Origin of the sequence: uncultured Halomonas sp., assembly GCF_947501415.1 — a bacterium.
In the GTDB taxonomy this organism is placed as follows: domain Bacteria; phylum Pseudomonadota; class Gammaproteobacteria; order Pseudomonadales; family Halomonadaceae; genus Halomonas.
In genome coordinates, this window is the sequence record NZ_CANMVL010000007.1 from 140,101 (window position 1) to 154,786 (window position 14,686).

The 14,686-nt window shown below is 64.6% G+C and carries 13 protein-coding genes; 11 read left to right on the plus strand and 2 right to left on the minus strand.

Features of this window, described 5'->3' with window-relative positions:
- Positions 1-127 precede the first annotated feature (127 nt).
- The 10 genes from rpsP (at position 128) to Q0894_RS05280 (ending at position 9,610) form a co-directional block, all read left to right on the plus strand.
- A complete protein-coding gene (gene rpsP, locus Q0894_RS05235) occupies positions 128-376 on the plus strand; it encodes a 30S ribosomal protein S16 (protein WP_132044536.1) in 249 nt (82 codons plus the stop codon).
- 38 nt (positions 377-414) lie between these two features.
- Complete coding sequence (rimM, locus tag Q0894_RS05240; RefSeq protein ID WP_299232148.1) at positions 415-966, plus strand: ribosome maturation factor RimM; 552 nt, start codon at positions 415-417, stop codon at positions 964-966.
- A gap of 53 nt (positions 967-1,019) precedes the next feature.
- Positions 1,020-1,781 (plus strand): tRNA (guanosine(37)-N1)-methyltransferase TrmD, encoded by a 762-nt coding sequence (trmD, locus tag Q0894_RS05245; protein ID WP_299232349.1) that lies wholly within the window; start codon positions 1,020-1,022, stop codon positions 1,779-1,781.
- Between the two features lie 153 nt (positions 1,782-1,934).
- Positions 1,935-2,291: a 50S ribosomal protein L19 gene (gene rplS / locus Q0894_RS05250; protein WP_132044532.1), complete on the plus strand. Its 357-nt coding sequence runs from the start codon at positions 1,935-1,937 to the stop codon at positions 2,289-2,291.
- A 117-nt stretch (positions 2,292-2,408) separates the two neighbouring features.
- Entirely contained in the window at positions 2,409-3,308 is a 900-nt protein-coding gene (gene xerD, locus Q0894_RS05255) for a site-specific tyrosine recombinase XerD (RefSeq protein ID WP_299232150.1), read from the plus strand.
- Between the two features lie 3 nt (positions 3,309-3,311).
- The gene (locus Q0894_RS05260; protein WP_299232152.1) at positions 3,312-4,061 is read left to right on the plus strand and encodes a DsbC family protein; all 750 of its coding nucleotides are present in this window, start codon (positions 3,312-3,314) and stop codon (positions 4,059-4,061) included.
- A 139-nt stretch (positions 4,062-4,200) separates the two neighbouring features.
- Positions 4,201-5,517 (plus strand): homoserine dehydrogenase, encoded by a 1,317-nt coding sequence (locus Q0894_RS05265; RefSeq protein ID WP_299232154.1) that lies wholly within the window; start codon positions 4,201-4,203, stop codon positions 5,515-5,517.
- 3 nt (positions 5,518-5,520) lie between these two features.
- On the plus strand, positions 5,521-6,909 hold the full coding sequence (gene thrC / locus Q0894_RS05270) for a threonine synthase (RefSeq protein ID WP_299232155.1): 1,389 nt from the start codon (positions 5,521-5,523) through the stop codon (positions 6,907-6,909).
- A gap of 200 nt (positions 6,910-7,109) precedes the next feature.
- Complete coding sequence (locus Q0894_RS05275; protein WP_299232157.1) at positions 7,110-8,912, plus strand: DHH family phosphoesterase; 1,803 nt, start codon at positions 7,110-7,112, stop codon at positions 8,910-8,912.
- A gap of 80 nt (positions 8,913-8,992) precedes the next feature.
- Entirely contained in the window at positions 8,993-9,610 is a 618-nt protein-coding gene (locus Q0894_RS05280) for a YitT family protein (RefSeq protein WP_299232159.1), read from the plus strand.
- A 95-nt stretch (positions 9,611-9,705) separates the two neighbouring features.
- On the opposite strand, the gene Q0894_RS05285 is transcribed toward Q0894_RS05280, so the two are convergent.
- Together Q0894_RS05285 and Q0894_RS05290 are read right to left on the minus strand one after the other, a co-directional pair.
- Entirely contained in the window at positions 9,706-12,513 is a 2,808-nt protein-coding gene (locus Q0894_RS05285) for a heavy metal translocating P-type ATPase (RefSeq protein ID WP_299232161.1), read from the minus strand.
- A complete protein-coding gene (locus Q0894_RS05290; RefSeq protein WP_299232163.1) occupies positions 12,510-12,971 on the minus strand; it encodes a MerR family transcriptional regulator in 462 nt (153 codons plus the stop codon). The genes Q0894_RS05285 and Q0894_RS05290 overlap by 4 nt, the downstream gene beginning before the upstream one ends.
- A gap of 302 nt (positions 12,972-13,273) precedes the next feature.
- On the opposite strand from Q0894_RS05290, the gene Q0894_RS05295 reads away from it, so the two are divergent.
- Positions 13,274-14,587, plus strand: a complete 1,314-nt coding sequence (locus Q0894_RS05295) for an outer membrane protein transport protein (protein WP_299232165.1) — start codon at positions 13,274-13,276, stop codon at positions 14,585-14,587.
- Positions 14,588-14,686 lie beyond the last annotated feature (99 nt).

Here is a 14,686-nt window from a genome sequence, read left to right on the forward strand (position 1 = left end):
ATAAGCCCGAAAAAGGTTCCCAAGCGGGACTGTTTTCCGTAGAATGCTGCGTCTTGACTGACAGGACCGCGAGTGTCGCGGTCATCGTCGTGAACGAATCCCAATCAACCGAAGGACTTAATAGGCCATGGTTACCATTCGTCTGGCTCGTGGTGGCGCCAAGAAGCGTCCCTTCTACCACCTGACCGTTACCGATTCCCGCAACGCCCGTGACGGCCGTTTCATCGAGCGTCTCGGCTTCTTCAACCCGGTTGCCCGTGGTCAGGAAGAGCGTCTGCGTGTCGATCTCGACCGTGTCACCCACTGGCAGAGCCAGGGTGCCCAGCTCTCCGGCCGTGTTGCCGAGCTGGTCAAGGAAGCTCGCAAGCAGGCCTGAGGTCTGATGCGATGATTGTCTCGGTTCCGAGGTCGTCGATGAGCGAATCTGCAAAGGCTCAGCCCGCCGACGATCATGTGGTGCTGGGAAAGTTGACCAGCCCCTATGGCGTTAAGGGCTGGCTGAAGGTGTATTCGTACACCAGCCCCATGGAGGGCATCCTCGACTACCCCGAGTGGGTGGTGCGTCAGGGCGATACGCTGAAGCGTTGTCGACTGGTGCAGGGGCGCCGCCACGGCAAGGGTCTGGTGGCCCAGCTCGAAGGCTGCGACTCCCGCGAGACCGCCGAAGCGCTGGCCGGCGCAGAACTCGTGCTGCCCAAGGCAGAACTGCCCGAGCTCAGCGGCGACGATTTCTACTGGCACGAGCTGGAAGGCCTGCGGGTCGTGACCCGTGATGGCAGCGTGCTGGGCCGTATCGACCATCTCTTCGAGACCGGCGCCAATGACGTCATGGTCGTGAAGGGAAGCCTCGAGACGGATGCCATCGATGCCCGCGAGCGTCTATTGCCGTTCCTGCCCGAAGAGGTGATCCTCGAGGTGGATCTCGAAGATGGCGTGATGCACGTCGACTGGGATCCCGAGTTTTGAAGGAATCCGGTTCGATGACGGCTGACTCTCCGGCACCCGAACGGGTGGCCGATATGTGGGTCGGGGTCGTCTCGCTGTTTCCGGAGATGTTCGAGGCGATCACCCGCTACGGCGTTACCGGTCGAGCAGTCGAGAAGGGGCATGTTGCGCTGGAGGTCTGGAATCCTCGCGACTTTGCCACCGACAGACATCGCACCGTGGACGACCGCCCCTATGGCGGCGGGCCAGGGATGTTGATGAAGGTCGATACCCTGCGCGCGGCGATTCACGCGGCCAGAGCCAGGGCAGAGCAGGCCACCGGGCAGCGTCCCAGGGTGGTCTATCTGTCGCCCCAGGGGCGACGGCTCGATCAGGCCGGGGCTCGGGAGCTGGCGGCCGGACCGCCACTGGTCGTGGTGGCGGGGCGTTACGAAGGCATCGATGAGCGCGTGGTGGAGAGCGACATCGATGAAGAGTGGTCGATCGGCGATTATGTGTTGAGCGGCGGCGAGCTGCCGGCCATGGTGCTGATCGATGCCGCGGCAAGGCTGGTGCCCGGAGTGCTGGGTCATCAGGATTCCGCGGTCGAGGACTCCTTCAACGAAGGACTGCTGGACTGCCCGCACTACACTCGCCCCGAGGTGATCGACGGGCGTCAGGTGCCGGAAGTCCTGCTCAGCGGCAATCACGGTGCCATTCGGCGCTGGCGGCTGAAGCAGTCTCTTGGGCGTACCTGGCAGCGACGCCCCGACCTGCTCGAGGGCAGGGAGTTGAACAAGGAGCAGCGCAAGCTGTTGCAGGAGTTCCTCGAGGAGCACGCATTGCCCGCCAGATAGGGCAGGCGGAGGTGCGGGAGCGCTGAGCGATCGAGCTCACGGCCCCGCGTCACCCATTATCTCCCGCGCTCTCGAGAGCATTCGAGCGCCGGGATCACGATTCATCGGCAACCCAGGCGATCGATGAGTCAACGTTATCAAGGAGTCATTGTCATGAGCAGCAAGAACAAGGTGATCCAGGCGCTCGAAGCCGAGCAGATGAGCAAGGAGATCCCGACCTTTGCCCCCGGCGACACCATTATCGTCCAGGTCAAGGTCAAGGAAGGCAGCCGTGAGCGTCTCCAGGCCTTCGAAGGCGTGGTGATCGGCAAGCGTAACCGCGGCCTGAACTCTGCCTTCACCGTGCGCAAGATCTCTCACGGTGTGGGTGTCGAGCGTACCTTCCAGACCTACAGCCCGCTGGTCGACTCCATCAGCGTCAAGCGTCGCGGTGACGTGCGCAAGGCCAAGCTCTACTACCTCCGTGAGCGCAGCGGCAAGTCTGCACGCATCAAGGAAAAGCTGGCCTGAGGCCAAGGCCTCCGAGCCCTCGGGTCAGGGCACTGCCCCGGCTCGATCGAAAACCCCGTCACCGCTCTCGCGGGGCGGGGTTTCCTTTTGGGTGCAACATGCCAGCCGGAGAACCTCATGAGTAGGGTCGACGAGACAGCCGTTATCGATACCTTTCTCGATGCCCTGTGGCTGGAACAGGGGGTCAGCGAGCATACGCTGGCTGCCTACCGCCGCGACCTGACCGCCTGGGCGGCGCACCTTGCCGAGCTTGGCGAGGGGCTGCTCTCGCCAGATGCCAGGAGCCTGCCGGCCTGGCTCGATGCGCGGCGTGCGGCCGGCTATCGGCTGCGCAGCAATGCGCGCCTGCTCTCCAGTCTGCGTCGCTTCTATCGTTGGGCGCTGGAGACGGGGCGTATCGAGCGTGACCCGCTGGCCGAGGTCAGGTTGCCCCGAGTGCAACCCAGCCTGCCCGAGACCCTGGAGGAGGCCGAGGTGGAACGGCTGATTGCGGCACCAGATGTGACGACGGATCTGGGGCTTCGTGACCGCACCATGCTGGAGGTGCTTTATGGCACGGGTCTTCGCGTCTCGGAGCTGGTGGGACTGACCACCGATGCCGTGAATCTGCGCCAGGGAGTGGTCAGGGTGCGCGGCAAGGGTGACAAGGACCGCCTGGTGCCTCTGGGAGAGGAGGCCGTCCACTGGGTCGCGCGCTATCTGCGCACCGCGCGTGGTGCCTTGATGCATGATGTCATGCGGCCTGCGCTCTTTCCGGGGCGTGACGACCGCCCGCTGACCCGACAGGCCTTCTGGTACCGGATCAAGCATCACGCCAGGGTGGCCGGCATCGAGCGCTCGCTGTCGCCCCATACCCTGCGCCATGCATTCGCCACCCACTTGTTGAATCATGGTGCCAATCTGCGTGTCGTACAGTTGCTGCTAGGTCATAGTGACCTTTCCACTACCCAGATCTATACCCATGTGGCCCAGGCGCGCCTGGAGCGCCTGCATGCCGATCACCACCCACGAGGATGAATCATGACGACCCTTTTCCGGCTCCTTCTTCTCGGACTGTCCGCCGCGCCTATGGCCATGTTGCTCTCGACGCAAGCCTTGGCCCAGCAGGGTGAGGCCGAGCGTCTTGCCGAGCGGCTTTCGGTCAGCGGCCAGGCGATGCCGGTGCGTAGCGTTCGCGAGGCGCCGATGGAGGGGCTCTTCGAGGTGCGCCTGGAGACCGGCGAGCGCTTCTACAGCGACGCGCAAGGCGAGCACTTTCTGGTAGGCGACCTCTACCGCAATGGCAAGCAGGGGCTGGTCAACCTGAGCGAGGAGAGTCGCAACGCCGAGCGTGCCGAGCGTCTGAGCCAGGTACCGGAATCCGAGCGGGTGATCTTCCGCGGAGCCCAGAGCCGCGCCAGTGTGATGGTATTCACCGATACCACTTGCCCCTACTGCCAGCAGCTTCACGAAGAGGTGCCGCGGCTCAACGAGCTGGGTATCGATGTTCACTACCTGGCCTTCCCGCGTAGCGGCATGAGCGGCCAGGGCGCGCGTACCATGCAGCAGGTGTGGTGTGCCGACAACTCCGCCGAGGCGATGAGTGCCGCCAAGCGGGGGGATTCGCTTTCGACCGCCGCGGACTGCGACAATCCGGTCGAGTCACAGTATCATCTGGGACTCGAGCTTGGCGTTCAGGGGACGCCGGCCATTGTGCTGCCCGACGGCCGCCTGGTACCGGGCTATGTGCCCGCCGAGCGTCTGGCCGCCATGCTGGGGCTCGACGAGTAGGGCATCCCGCTCTGTCCGCACGCCTGCAGGCCAGGTGCTGGTGGCCGAGCGCCCTGGCCCGCCCCGGTGGCGGGCCGCCGAGCCATCTGGACACGACACGCTATATAACGAACTCGGACACACGAGCAGGAGTAATACATTGAAACCGGTGAGAGTTGGAATCTGTGGGCTGGGGACCGTCGGTGGCGGAACCTTCAACGTGCTGACACGCAACGCCGACGATATTACCCGGCGGGCCGGGCGACCGATTGCCATCGAGCAGGTCGCCTATCGCACCCCCAACCCCGAGTGTGACCTCACCGGCATCGACACGACCGCCGATATCTTCGAGGTGGCCAGCAACCCCAATATCGACGTGGTGGTGGAGCTGATCGGTGGTTACGACGTGGCGCGTGAGCTGGTGCTTGCCGCCATCGAGAATGGCAAGCATGTGGTCACCGCCAACAAGGCGCTGATCGCGGTGCATGGCAACGAGATCTTCGCGGCCGCTCACGAGAAGGGCGTGATCGTGGCCTTCGAGGCCGCGGTGGCCGGCGGCATCCCGGTGATCAAGTCGCTGCGCGAGGGGCTTGGCGCCAATCGCATCGAGTGGGTGGCGGGGATCATCAACGGTACCGGCAACTATATCCTGACCCATATGCGCGATGATGGGCGGGCCTTCGATGATGTTCTCGCCGAGGCCCAGGCGCTTGGCTATGCGGAAGCCGACCCGACCTTCGATGTCGAGGGCATCGATGCCGCCCACAAATTGACCATCCTCGCCTCCATCGCCTATGGGGTGCCGCTGCAGTTCGAGAAGGCCTATACCGAGGGCATCTCCCGGGTCACCGCCGAGGACGTGGAGCAGGCCGACAACCTGGGCTACGTGATCAAGCACCTGGGAATCTCCAAGCGGACCGAGCAGGGCCTGGAGCTGCGTGTGCACCCCACGCTGATCCCCAAGGAACGCTTGCTGGCCAACGTGCATGGCGTCAAGAATGCCATCGCCGTGATGGGCGATGCCGTGGGGCCGACCCTCTACTACGGCGCCGGCGCCGGGGCCGAACCCACCGCCTCCGCGGTGGTTGCCGACCTGCTCGACGTGGCCCGTGATATCGCCACCGACCACCACTACCGGGTGCCCTACCTGGCCTTCAGTGGCATCAGCGAGGATGTCAGTCAGCTGCCGATCATGCCCATGGAGGAGATCACCACCGCCTACTACCTGCGGTTGCTGGCGGTGGATCGCCCCGGGGTACTGGCGCGGGTGGCGACCATTCTCTCCGAGCAGGGTATCTCCATCGAGGCGCTGATCCAGAAGGAGGCCACCGAGGGTGAACTGGTGCCGATCATTCTGCTGACTCACCGCACCCCCGAGAAGAGCATGAACGAGGCGATTCGCCAGATCGAGTCCATGTCCGATGTCGCCGGACCGGTGACCCGGATTCGCGTCGAATCCCTGGACGAGCAGGAATAACCCATGCGCTATATCAGTACCCGCGGGCAGGCGCCCGCACTCTCCTTCGAGGAGGTCGTGCTTACCGGCATGGCCAGCGATGGTGGCCTCTACGTGCCCGAGCATGTGCCCGAGCTCTCGCAGGATGAGCTGGCGGCCATGGCCGGTCTCTCCTATGCCGAGATCGCCTTCCGGGTGATGAAGCCCTTCGTCAACGGCGAGATCGATGACGAGACATTCCGGGGGATCGTGAAGGAGGCGTATGCCACCTTCAGCCATGATGCCGTGGTGCCACTCAATCAGCTTGACGCCAACCACTTTCTGCTCGAGCTGTTCCACGGCCCGACCCTGGCCTTCAAGGATGTCGCCCTGCAGCTGCTGGGTCGCATCCTCGACCACTTCCTCAAGAAGCGTGGCGAGCGGGCGGTGATCATGGGGGCGACCTCCGGCGATACCGGCTCGGCGGCCATCGAGGGCTGCCGCCACTGCGACAACCTCGATATCTTTATCCTCCATCCGCACAATCGGGTGTCGGAGGTGCAGCGTCGCCAGATGACCACGGTGCTGGCGGACAACGTCTTCAACGTCGCCATCGAGGGCAACTTCGACGACGCCCAGGCAATGGTCAAGGCGAGCTTCGCCGACCAGAACTTCCTGAACGGTACCCGGCTGGTGGCGGTAAATTCCATCAACTGGGCGCGCATCATGGCCCAGATCGTCTACTACGTGGCCTCCGCCGTGGCCCTGGGGGCGCCCCAGCGAAAGGTGAGCTTCTGTGTGCCATCGGCCAACTTCGGCAACGTCTTCGCCGGCTACATGGCCTATCGCATGGGCCTGCCGGTCGAGCGCTTCGTGATCGCCACCAACGCCAACGACATCCTGCACCGCACCCTGGCCGCCAACGACTTCTCGAAGAAGGAGCTGGTGGCCACGCTCGCGCCCTCCATGGATATCGTGGTCTCCTCAAACTTCGAGCGCCTGCTGTTCGAGGCGTATGATCGCGACGGCAAGGCCGTGGATGCCCTGCTCGAACGCTTCCAGACCGAGCCCACGGCCCTGGCCGAAGCACCGCTATCGCGCCTGCGTGAGCGCTTCGCCAGCCACAGCGTCGATGACAGCTCCATTCTGGAGGTGATCCGCGAGGCACACCATCGCACCCAGGAGATCCTCGACCCGCACACCGCCACCGGCTACCGCGCCGCCGAGCGCGAACGGGGTGACGAGAGCGTACCGATGATCACCCTGGCCACCGCCCACCCGGCCAAGTTCGCCGAGGCGGTGGTCAAGGCCGGTTTCCCGGGGGTGCCGCTGCCGCCGCATATGGACGACCTGTTGGAGCGTGAGGAGCGCTACACGGTGTTGCCGGCGGAGCTTTCTGCGGTGCAACGGTTCGTCGCCGAGAATCGCCGCTGAGGTCACCAGTTGCTATCAGCCTCGAGCCTGTATGCCACTCGGGGCTGATCCGGCGACAGGCCTGCGAGGGGGCGCTGTGAACCCCTCCCTGGGCGCTACCGATGCCATCCCTGGCATAGGACCCCCTCTTCGGCCTATCCCCGGCGCCCCTCGCTGGGTCAGCGGCCTACAGTCACAGACTTGAACCAGAGGTGCCTGGCTTGAACGCCATACGCGACCCCAACGATCTGAACGAGCGCCTGAGGCCGCGTATTCTGCCGCGGCCCCGGGATGCCGCGCTCTATGCTCGCGCCCAGCGAGAAGGGCTCAGCGAGCTTCAGGCTCGGGTGCTGGCCGGGCGTCTGCCGGGCTATCGGGGGGAGCTTGATCCGCTGGTCTCGCCCAGCCTGCGACATTTGGCCCACCCCGAGAAGCTGGCCGATGGCCGGCGTGCCGCCGAGCGCATCGCTCAGGCGGTGGTCGACGGCGAGCATATCGGCATCCTGACCGACTACGATGTCGATGGCATCACCTCTCATGTGGTGATCCGGCGCACCCTGCATGAGCTGTTCGGCGTGCCGGAGGCGAAGCTGCACAGCCTGATTGGTCATCGTATCCATGACGGCTACGGCATCAGTCTGCCGCTGGTGGAGCGAGCCCTGGCCCTCAAGCCGCGGCCCAGCCTGGTGATTACCGCCGACTGTGGCAGCAGCGACGAGCCGCGTATCGCACGCCTGGCGGCCCAGGGCATCGAGGTGGTGGTCAGCGACCACCACGCGCTGCCGGTGGAGGGGCCACCGCCCTCGGCGCATGCCGTGGTCAACCCGACTCGCGACGACTGCGACTACCCCGACCCGACCATCGCCGGCTGCATGGTGGCCTGGCTGGTCATGTCGCTGACCCGCAGCGTGTTGATCGAGTGGGGTGTGCTGGCCCAGGCGACGCCCAAGCTCTCGCCCTGGCTCTCCTATGTGGCGCTGGGCACCGTGGCGGACTGTGTCTCCCTGGGGGGCAGTCCCGCCAACCGCGCGGTGGTGACCCACGGTCTGGCGCTGATCAACCGCATGGAGGCGGCCTGCTGGCGAGCCATGGCGCAGCGGCTGGGCGCCGATAGCGTGCCCTTCGACGCCGAGACCCTGGGGTTCCAGATGGGGCCACGGATCAACGCCCGCTCGCGCCTCGATGACCCTTATGCCGCGTTGCACTTCATGCTGGCGGCGGACGATGTCTCGGCGGCGCGGCACCTGGACACGCTGGATCAGGATAACCAGTCTCGCAAGGCGATCGAGGCCGACATGGCCGAGGAGGCGCGAGCGCTGGCGATGCCGGCGCTGAGTGCCAACGAACCGGCCGTCGTGGTCTTTCTGGAGGATGGGCATGCGGGGGTGCAGGGCATCGTCGCCTCCAGGCTGGTGCAGGCCTACGGCCGCCCGGCGCTGGTGCTTACGCCAGCGGCCGCCCCCGGCATGCTGACCGGTTCGGGGCGCTCCATCGAAGGGCTGCATCTGCGCGATGCCCTGCAGCGGACCTTCGAGCTTGCCCCCGAGGCGTTGCCGCGTTTCGGAGGTCATCGTGGGGCGGCCGGCGTCGGTGTTCCCGCCGAGCGGCTCGATGCCTTCAAGGTCGCCTTTCTAACGGCGGTGGCCGAACAGCTGGGCGAGACCGAGCTCTATCCCAGGATCCTGACCGATGGTGACCTGGCCCCCGAACAGCTGAGCCTCGCGACCCTCGAGGAGCTGCAGGCGGTAGGGCCCTTCGGTCGTGAGTTCGACCCGCCGCTGTTTCAGGGCGAGTTTGTCGTCGAACGTCTGCGCCCGGTGGGTGCCGACGGCACTCACCTGATGCTGGAGCTATCACTGGGGGCGGTAACCCATCGGGCGATCTGGTTCCGGGCGCTGACGCCTGGCGAGGTGCCGGCCTTCGGCGTGGGTGATCGGCTGCGCTGTGCCTACAAGCTCAACCGCAATCGCTGGCGGGGCCGCGAGAACCTGCAGCTGATGATTGAACACGCCGAGCAGGGCTGAGACATCGAATCGGGGCAGGCGCCGGGGGCGGCTCTTCGTTACACTGCGCCGCGTCCCCTTTCCTGACCCAGAGAATCGCGATGGAGCCCCAGCTATCTCCCTCATCCCCGCATCGTCCCTATGAGGACGCCATGGCACTGCTGCTCGGTACCTTGTTCGTGGCGCTCGGGGTGGCCTTCTACACCCAGGCCACGCTGCTCACCGGCAGCACCGCCGGCATGGCCTTCCTGCTGCAGTACGCTACCGGATGGTCCTTCGGCGTCTGGTTCTTCCTGATCAATCTGCCGTTCTACTGGCTGGCCATCAAGCGCATGGGCTGGTCGTTCACATTGCGTACCTTCGCCGCCATCGGGCTGGTGTCGCTGTTTTCCGAGCTTACCGGCCGCTGGATCAGCATCGATTCGCTGGCACCCTTCTATGGAGCGCTGATGGGCGGCTGCCTGATCGGCATCGGCATGCTGATCCTGTTTCGCCACCGCGCCAGCCTCGGCGGGGTCAATATCCTGGTGCTCTATCTCCAGGATCGCTATGGGCTGCGTGCCGGCTATGTGCAGCTGGCGATCGATGGCGTGATCATGCTGGTCGGCCTGGCGCTGTTGCCGGCCGACCGGGTGGGGCTGTCGGTACTCGGGGCGGTGGCGCTCAACCTGATCATCGCGCTGAACCACAAGCCGGGGCGCTATATGGGGGTCAGCTGAGCCGGCAGCGGTTCAGCCCTTGCCCCAGAACCACCACACGATCAGGCCGATCAGTCCCAGCCCGGCCAGATTGACGATCAGCGTAACGAGTGTGCTCATGAGCGTGCCTCCTGCTGTTCTGATACCTGTGTCTGCGAAGCCTCGGTGGCGGAAGCGTTCCTGTCGGCGCCGCTGGCCGTGAACAGGCGCAGCCGGTTGGCGTTGCTGACCACGGTGATCGACGACAGCGACATGGCGGCCCCGGCGATCATCGGTGACAGCAGCATGCCGGTGAACGGATACAGCACGCCGGCGGCAATCGGGATGCAGACGATGTTGTAGCCGAAGGCGCCGGCCAGGTTCTGCTTGATGTTGGTGAGCGTGGCCCGGCTGATCTCGATGGCATCGGCGATGCCGTGCAGCGAGCCGCGAATCAACGTGATGCCGGCGCTCTCGATGGCCACATCGGTGCCCTGGCCGATGGCGAAGCCCACGTTGGCCCGGGCCAGCGCCGGGGCGTCGTTGATGCCGTCGCCGACCATGCCGACCACCTCGCCTTCACCCTGCAGGCGCTCGATCTCGGCGTGCTTGTCCTCGGGCAGCAGGCCGGCGCGGAACTCATCGATGCCCACGGCGCGGGCAATGGCCCGGGCGGTGTGCTCGTTATCGCCGGTCAGCATGACGATGGTCAGACCGTCGTCATGGAGGCGCTTCACCGCCGCCACGGTGTCGTGGCGCAGTGGGTCGCTCACGCCGAAGATGGCGGCCAGCTCGCCGGCCACGGCCAGATACACCACGGTACGGGCGTCGTCCTCGAGCCGGCTGGCGAAGTCGCGTCCCATCGCCAGGTTCACGTCGTTTTCTTCCATCAGCTCGGCGTTGCCCAGCAGCAGAGTTTTTCCCTCGCCCCCGCCGTCGCCGGTTGTTGTCACGGACCGAGCCGTGACGCCGCGGCCGGTGATGCTGTCAAAGTCGCTGACCTGGCTGTCGGCCGCATCGCGCTCCTCCGCGTAGGCAAGCATGGCGGTCGCCAGCGGGTGTTCGGAGCCGCGCTCCAGCGCCGCCACTAGCCCCAATACCTCCTGCTCATCGCCGGAGAGAATTTCTGCCTCGGTGACCCGCGGCTTGCCCTCGGTGAGGGTGCCGGTCTTGTCCACCACCAGGGTGGATAGCTTGCTGGCCGTCTGCAGCGCCTCACCGTTTCTCACCAGCACGCCGTGCTCGGCGGCCTTGCCCACCCCGATCATGGTGGAGATCGGCGTCGCCAGCCCCATCGCGCAGGGGCAGGCGATGATCAGCACCGTGGTGGCGGTGACCAGCATATGAATGACCCGCGGCTCGGCGCCGAAGTTGAACCAGGCAAGCGCGGTGAGCACGGCGAAGATCATCACCGCGGGCACGAAGACGCTGGAGACCCTGTCGACCAGGTCGCCAATCGGTGGGCGCGAGTTCTGGGCACTGGCCACCTGCTCGGTGATCTGGCCCAGGCGGGTATCACTGCCCACCCGGGTGGCGCGATAGACCAGGCCGCCGCGACCGTTGACGGTGCCGGCGCTGACCTCGTCGCCCTGGCCCTTGGCCACCGGCAGCGGCTCGCCGGTGAGCATCGACTCGTCGATATGGCTCTGGCCCTCGGTCACCTCGCCATCCACCGGCAGGCGCTCGCCGGGGCGCACGCGGATATGGTCGCCCTGGCGTACATCGTCGATATCGACCTCGCGCTCTTCACCGTCGCGAATCACCCGGGCGGTCTTGCTCTGCAGGTCGAGCAGGCGCTTGAGCGCATCGCTGGTGCGGCCCCGGGCCTTGAGCTCCACGGCGTTGCCCAGCAGGATCAGGCCGATGACCATGGCCGAGGCCTCGAAATAGATGCCCCGGGCGGCCTCGGGCAGCCAGCCGCCGAGAAGCACCACCGCCATGGAGTAGAGCCAGGCGGTGCCGGTGCCTATGGCCACCAGGGTGTCCATGTTGGCCTGGTGATGGCGGGCGTTTTTCCAGGCGTTGACGAAGAAGTGCCGGCCGGGAAAGGCCATGATCAAAAGCGTCAGCAGGCCGATCACGCCCCAGTAGAGGCGACCGGCGCCAACGGCCTCGGGGTGATAGAAGAACATGCTGGCCATCAGCGGCACCGCCAGCGCCAGTGACCAGAAGCTGCCGTGCAGGCGCTTTCTATACAGACGCTGCTCCTTGTCGGCGCGACTGGCCTCGGCCTCGCGCATGTCGACGATGGGCTCGGCGCCGTAGCCGACGCTGTCCACCGCGGCGATCAGCGCGTCTTCGTCGGCGCTGCCGTGAACCTGGGCGGTGTGGGTGCCGAAGTTGACCGATGCCGTGGACACGCCCGGCGTCTTTTCCAGCGCCTGCTGCACGCTCTTGACGCAGCTGGCGCAGGTCATGCCGCTGATCGCCAGACGCTGGGTGATGGCGCGCTCACTATCGGCCGCCTCTGGCTTGGCCGCTGCCTCGTCGACAGGCGCCTCACCCTGCTCGGCAGCGGGTTCCTCGCCGCTCGCCGCTGCCGCCTCGCCCGTCGGATAGCCGGCTTCGCTCAACACGCGGTCCAGTGTCTGGCCATCCAGTCGGGTTACCACGTCAAGGCGCTTCTCTGCCGGCTCACCGACCACCTCGGCGCCCGGGTCCTCGGCCTGAATCGCCTCGCGCATGCGCTTCACACAGCCCTGACAGCTCATGCCGGGCACCTGGCGCTCGTGCTGCAGTGGACGGTCCGCCGGTGGGTAGCCGGCCGCTTGAAGGGTGTGGTCGAGCTGCTCATCGTCGAGGCGGGTGGTGACCGAGAGGCGCTGCTCGTCCGGCACACCGACCACCTCGGCGTTCGGGTCCTCGGCTTGAATCGCCTCGCGCATGCGCTTGACGCAGCCCTGGCAGCTCATGCCGGGGATCTGGCGTTCGAGGGTAGCGTTCATGGCTCCTCCTTGGGGGCGTGCTCGTCGGCGCGACGCTTTGCATCGCCCCGCAGCGGTTCGGGAAAGCTCTCGATCAGCCGGCACAGGCTGTGGCCGTCCGGGGTGCCATCGGGCATGTCGGCCCAGGTCTCCAGCGCCTGCTCCATGCGTTCGGCCAGCGCCTGAAGCTCGGCGATGCGCGCATGGATCTGGGGCAGGCGACTGGCAAGCAGGTCGCGCACCATGGGGCAGGGGGAGTCGCCGTGGTCGGCGTGCTCGAGGATCTCGCGTATCTCGGCCACACCGAAGCCCAGGGTGCGGGCGCGCTGAATAAAGCGCAGCCGCTCCAGGTCGGCCTGGGTGAATAGCTGGTAACCGTTGTCGGGGTGGCGCTCGGGGTGCAGAAGCCCTTCACGTACATAGTGGCGCACGGTCTCGGCGGTAACCCCGGCCCCCTTCGCCAGTTCACTGACCTTCATGACGGTGTCTCTCGAGAGTGGCATGCTTGCAGTGTAAAACCTTTGGGTTACCCAAGGGTCAAGCCGTCCCGAGTCAGGGTGCGCGTCGTTGCGGCATACCTCGCGAGGTGTTGTGTAACCCACTGAAAGTTCACAATATCAAACAGCTGTGCGACCAAAGTATTAGAGGATTCGGCATTAAAACGGTCGTTTGGGGTTGAAACGAGCGTTGGCATACGCGAAAAGGGGAGGGCACGCGCCCGCCTCCGGGGAGAGGCAATACCAGCGCCAACGCAACAACCGCACCGCAAGGGATGGATCTCATGAAGAACAAGTTCAATCGCCTGACCCTCGCCGCCGCCGTGGCGGCCGCCGCCTTCGCTAGCCAGGCCCAGGCCGGGGGCTACCAGATCAACGAGCAGAGTGTCAGCGGCCAGGGTTATGGCCATGCCGGGCGTAGCTCCAACGTTCAGGATGCCACCATCGTCTTCGGCAACCCTGCGGGGATGTCCTTCCTCGACCGCGCCCAAGTGTCGGTGGGTGGGACCTATCTGGATGTCAGCACGGATATCGATAATGCCTCTGCGACTCGTAATGGCGCTTCAATTACTGGGTCGAGTGATGGTGATATCGTTCCAGGAACTTTGGTTCCCTATGCCTTCTATGTTCACCCAGTCAGTGAAAAACTGGCTTTTGGTTTCGGTGTTTATGCGCCTTTTGGGTCCAAGACCGATTATGAAGATAGCTTTATTGGCCGGAACCTAGGCAACTACACTGAGCTGACGGTAATGAGCGCTCAGCCCACAGTGTCTTATCGCTTCAACGATCAGTGGTCTGTAGGTGCAGGTCTCACTTATAACCGTGTTGAAGGTGAGCTTCACCGTCAAGTGCCTAATAGTGGAAGACCGTTAACGGATTTAGATGCACGAATTGAGGGCGATGACGACGGGTGGGGTTATAACCTAGGTGTTATTTTTAAGCCAGTGCCGGAAACTACGCTTGGGCTCACTTATCGCTCCAAAGTTGATTACACTCTGACTGGAGACTTTCGTGCAAGTACTACCAACGATTTGCCTGGAGGGGTCCTCGGGCCGAATCCGGTTCCTGCAGGGACTGAGCTACGCGCTAGCGATGCAAAATTGGATCTCACTACACCGGAAACTGTAAATTTATCAATTACTCAGGAAATGACGGATCGCCTAAAGCTGATGTTCGGTGCCTCCTGGGCACGCTGGAGTCGCTTTGATCAGATCTTGGTCACTGACTCTAATGGAAATGAGATTACTAAAGAAGAGCAAAACTATTCAAATGCATGGGCATTTGCGGTGGGCGGTGAGTATCAATTGAATCCGCAGTGGGCATTGCGTGCTGGGCTGTCAATCGACAATACGCCAACTAAAGATGCAACACGTAGTGCTCGCATTCCATCTGACGACCGGCGCATTTTCTCTCTTGGGGCTGGCTGGACCCCTGCTGAAAACTTGACTGTCGATTTCGCATATTCATATCTGACAGAGCGCAGTACTAAGGTTGATTATGGCCGTTCTGATGCCGGTGGGATGATAACTTCCACTTATACTGCCGATTACAAGAACGAGGCCCATGGCTTCGGCGCCCAGCTGACCTATCGCTTCTGAGCGGCATCCGCCAGGCGTGATCCGTGAACCCGGCCTCGGCCGGGTTCGTTGCGTTCAGGCCGGGGGGGAGCGGCTGGCGGATGCGTGGCGCCGCGGCTT

Excerpts from the sequence above, each read along its gene's own strand:
- trmD (WP_299232349.1), top strand. The coding sequence starts at position 1,020 with ATGTGGGTCGGGGTCGTCTCGCTGTTTCCGGAGATGTTCGAGGCGATC.
- Q0894_RS05280 (WP_299232159.1), top strand. The coding sequence starts at position 8,993 with ATGGAGCCCCAGCTATCTCCCTCATCCCCGCATCGTCCCTATGAGGAC.
- Q0894_RS05260 (WP_299232152.1), top strand. The coding sequence starts at position 3,312 with ATGACGACCCTTTTCCGGCTCCTTCTTCTCGGACTGTCCGCCGCGCCT.
- Q0894_RS05285 (WP_299232161.1), bottom strand. The coding sequence starts at position 12,513 with ATGAACGCTACCCTCGAACGCCAGATCCCCGGCATGAGCTGCCAGGGC.
- Q0894_RS05290 (WP_299232163.1), bottom strand. The coding sequence starts at position 12,971 with ATGAAGGTCAGTGAACTGGCGAAGGGGGCCGGGGTTACCGCCGAGACC.
- rimM (WP_299232148.1), top strand. The coding sequence starts at position 415 with ATGAGCGAATCTGCAAAGGCTCAGCCCGCCGACGATCATGTGGTGCTG.
- Q0894_RS05295 (WP_299232165.1), top strand. The coding sequence starts at position 13,274 with ATGAAGAACAAGTTCAATCGCCTGACCCTCGCCGCCGCCGTGGCGGCC.
- rplS (WP_132044532.1), top strand. The coding sequence starts at position 1,935 with ATGAGCAGCAAGAACAAGGTGATCCAGGCGCTCGAAGCCGAGCAGATG.
- xerD (WP_299232150.1), top strand. The coding sequence starts at position 2,409 with ATGAGTAGGGTCGACGAGACAGCCGTTATCGATACCTTTCTCGATGCC.
- rpsP (WP_132044536.1), top strand. The coding sequence starts at position 128 with ATGGTTACCATTCGTCTGGCTCGTGGTGGCGCCAAGAAGCGTCCCTTC.
- thrC (WP_299232155.1), top strand. The coding sequence starts at position 5,521 with ATGCGCTATATCAGTACCCGCGGGCAGGCGCCCGCACTCTCCTTCGAG.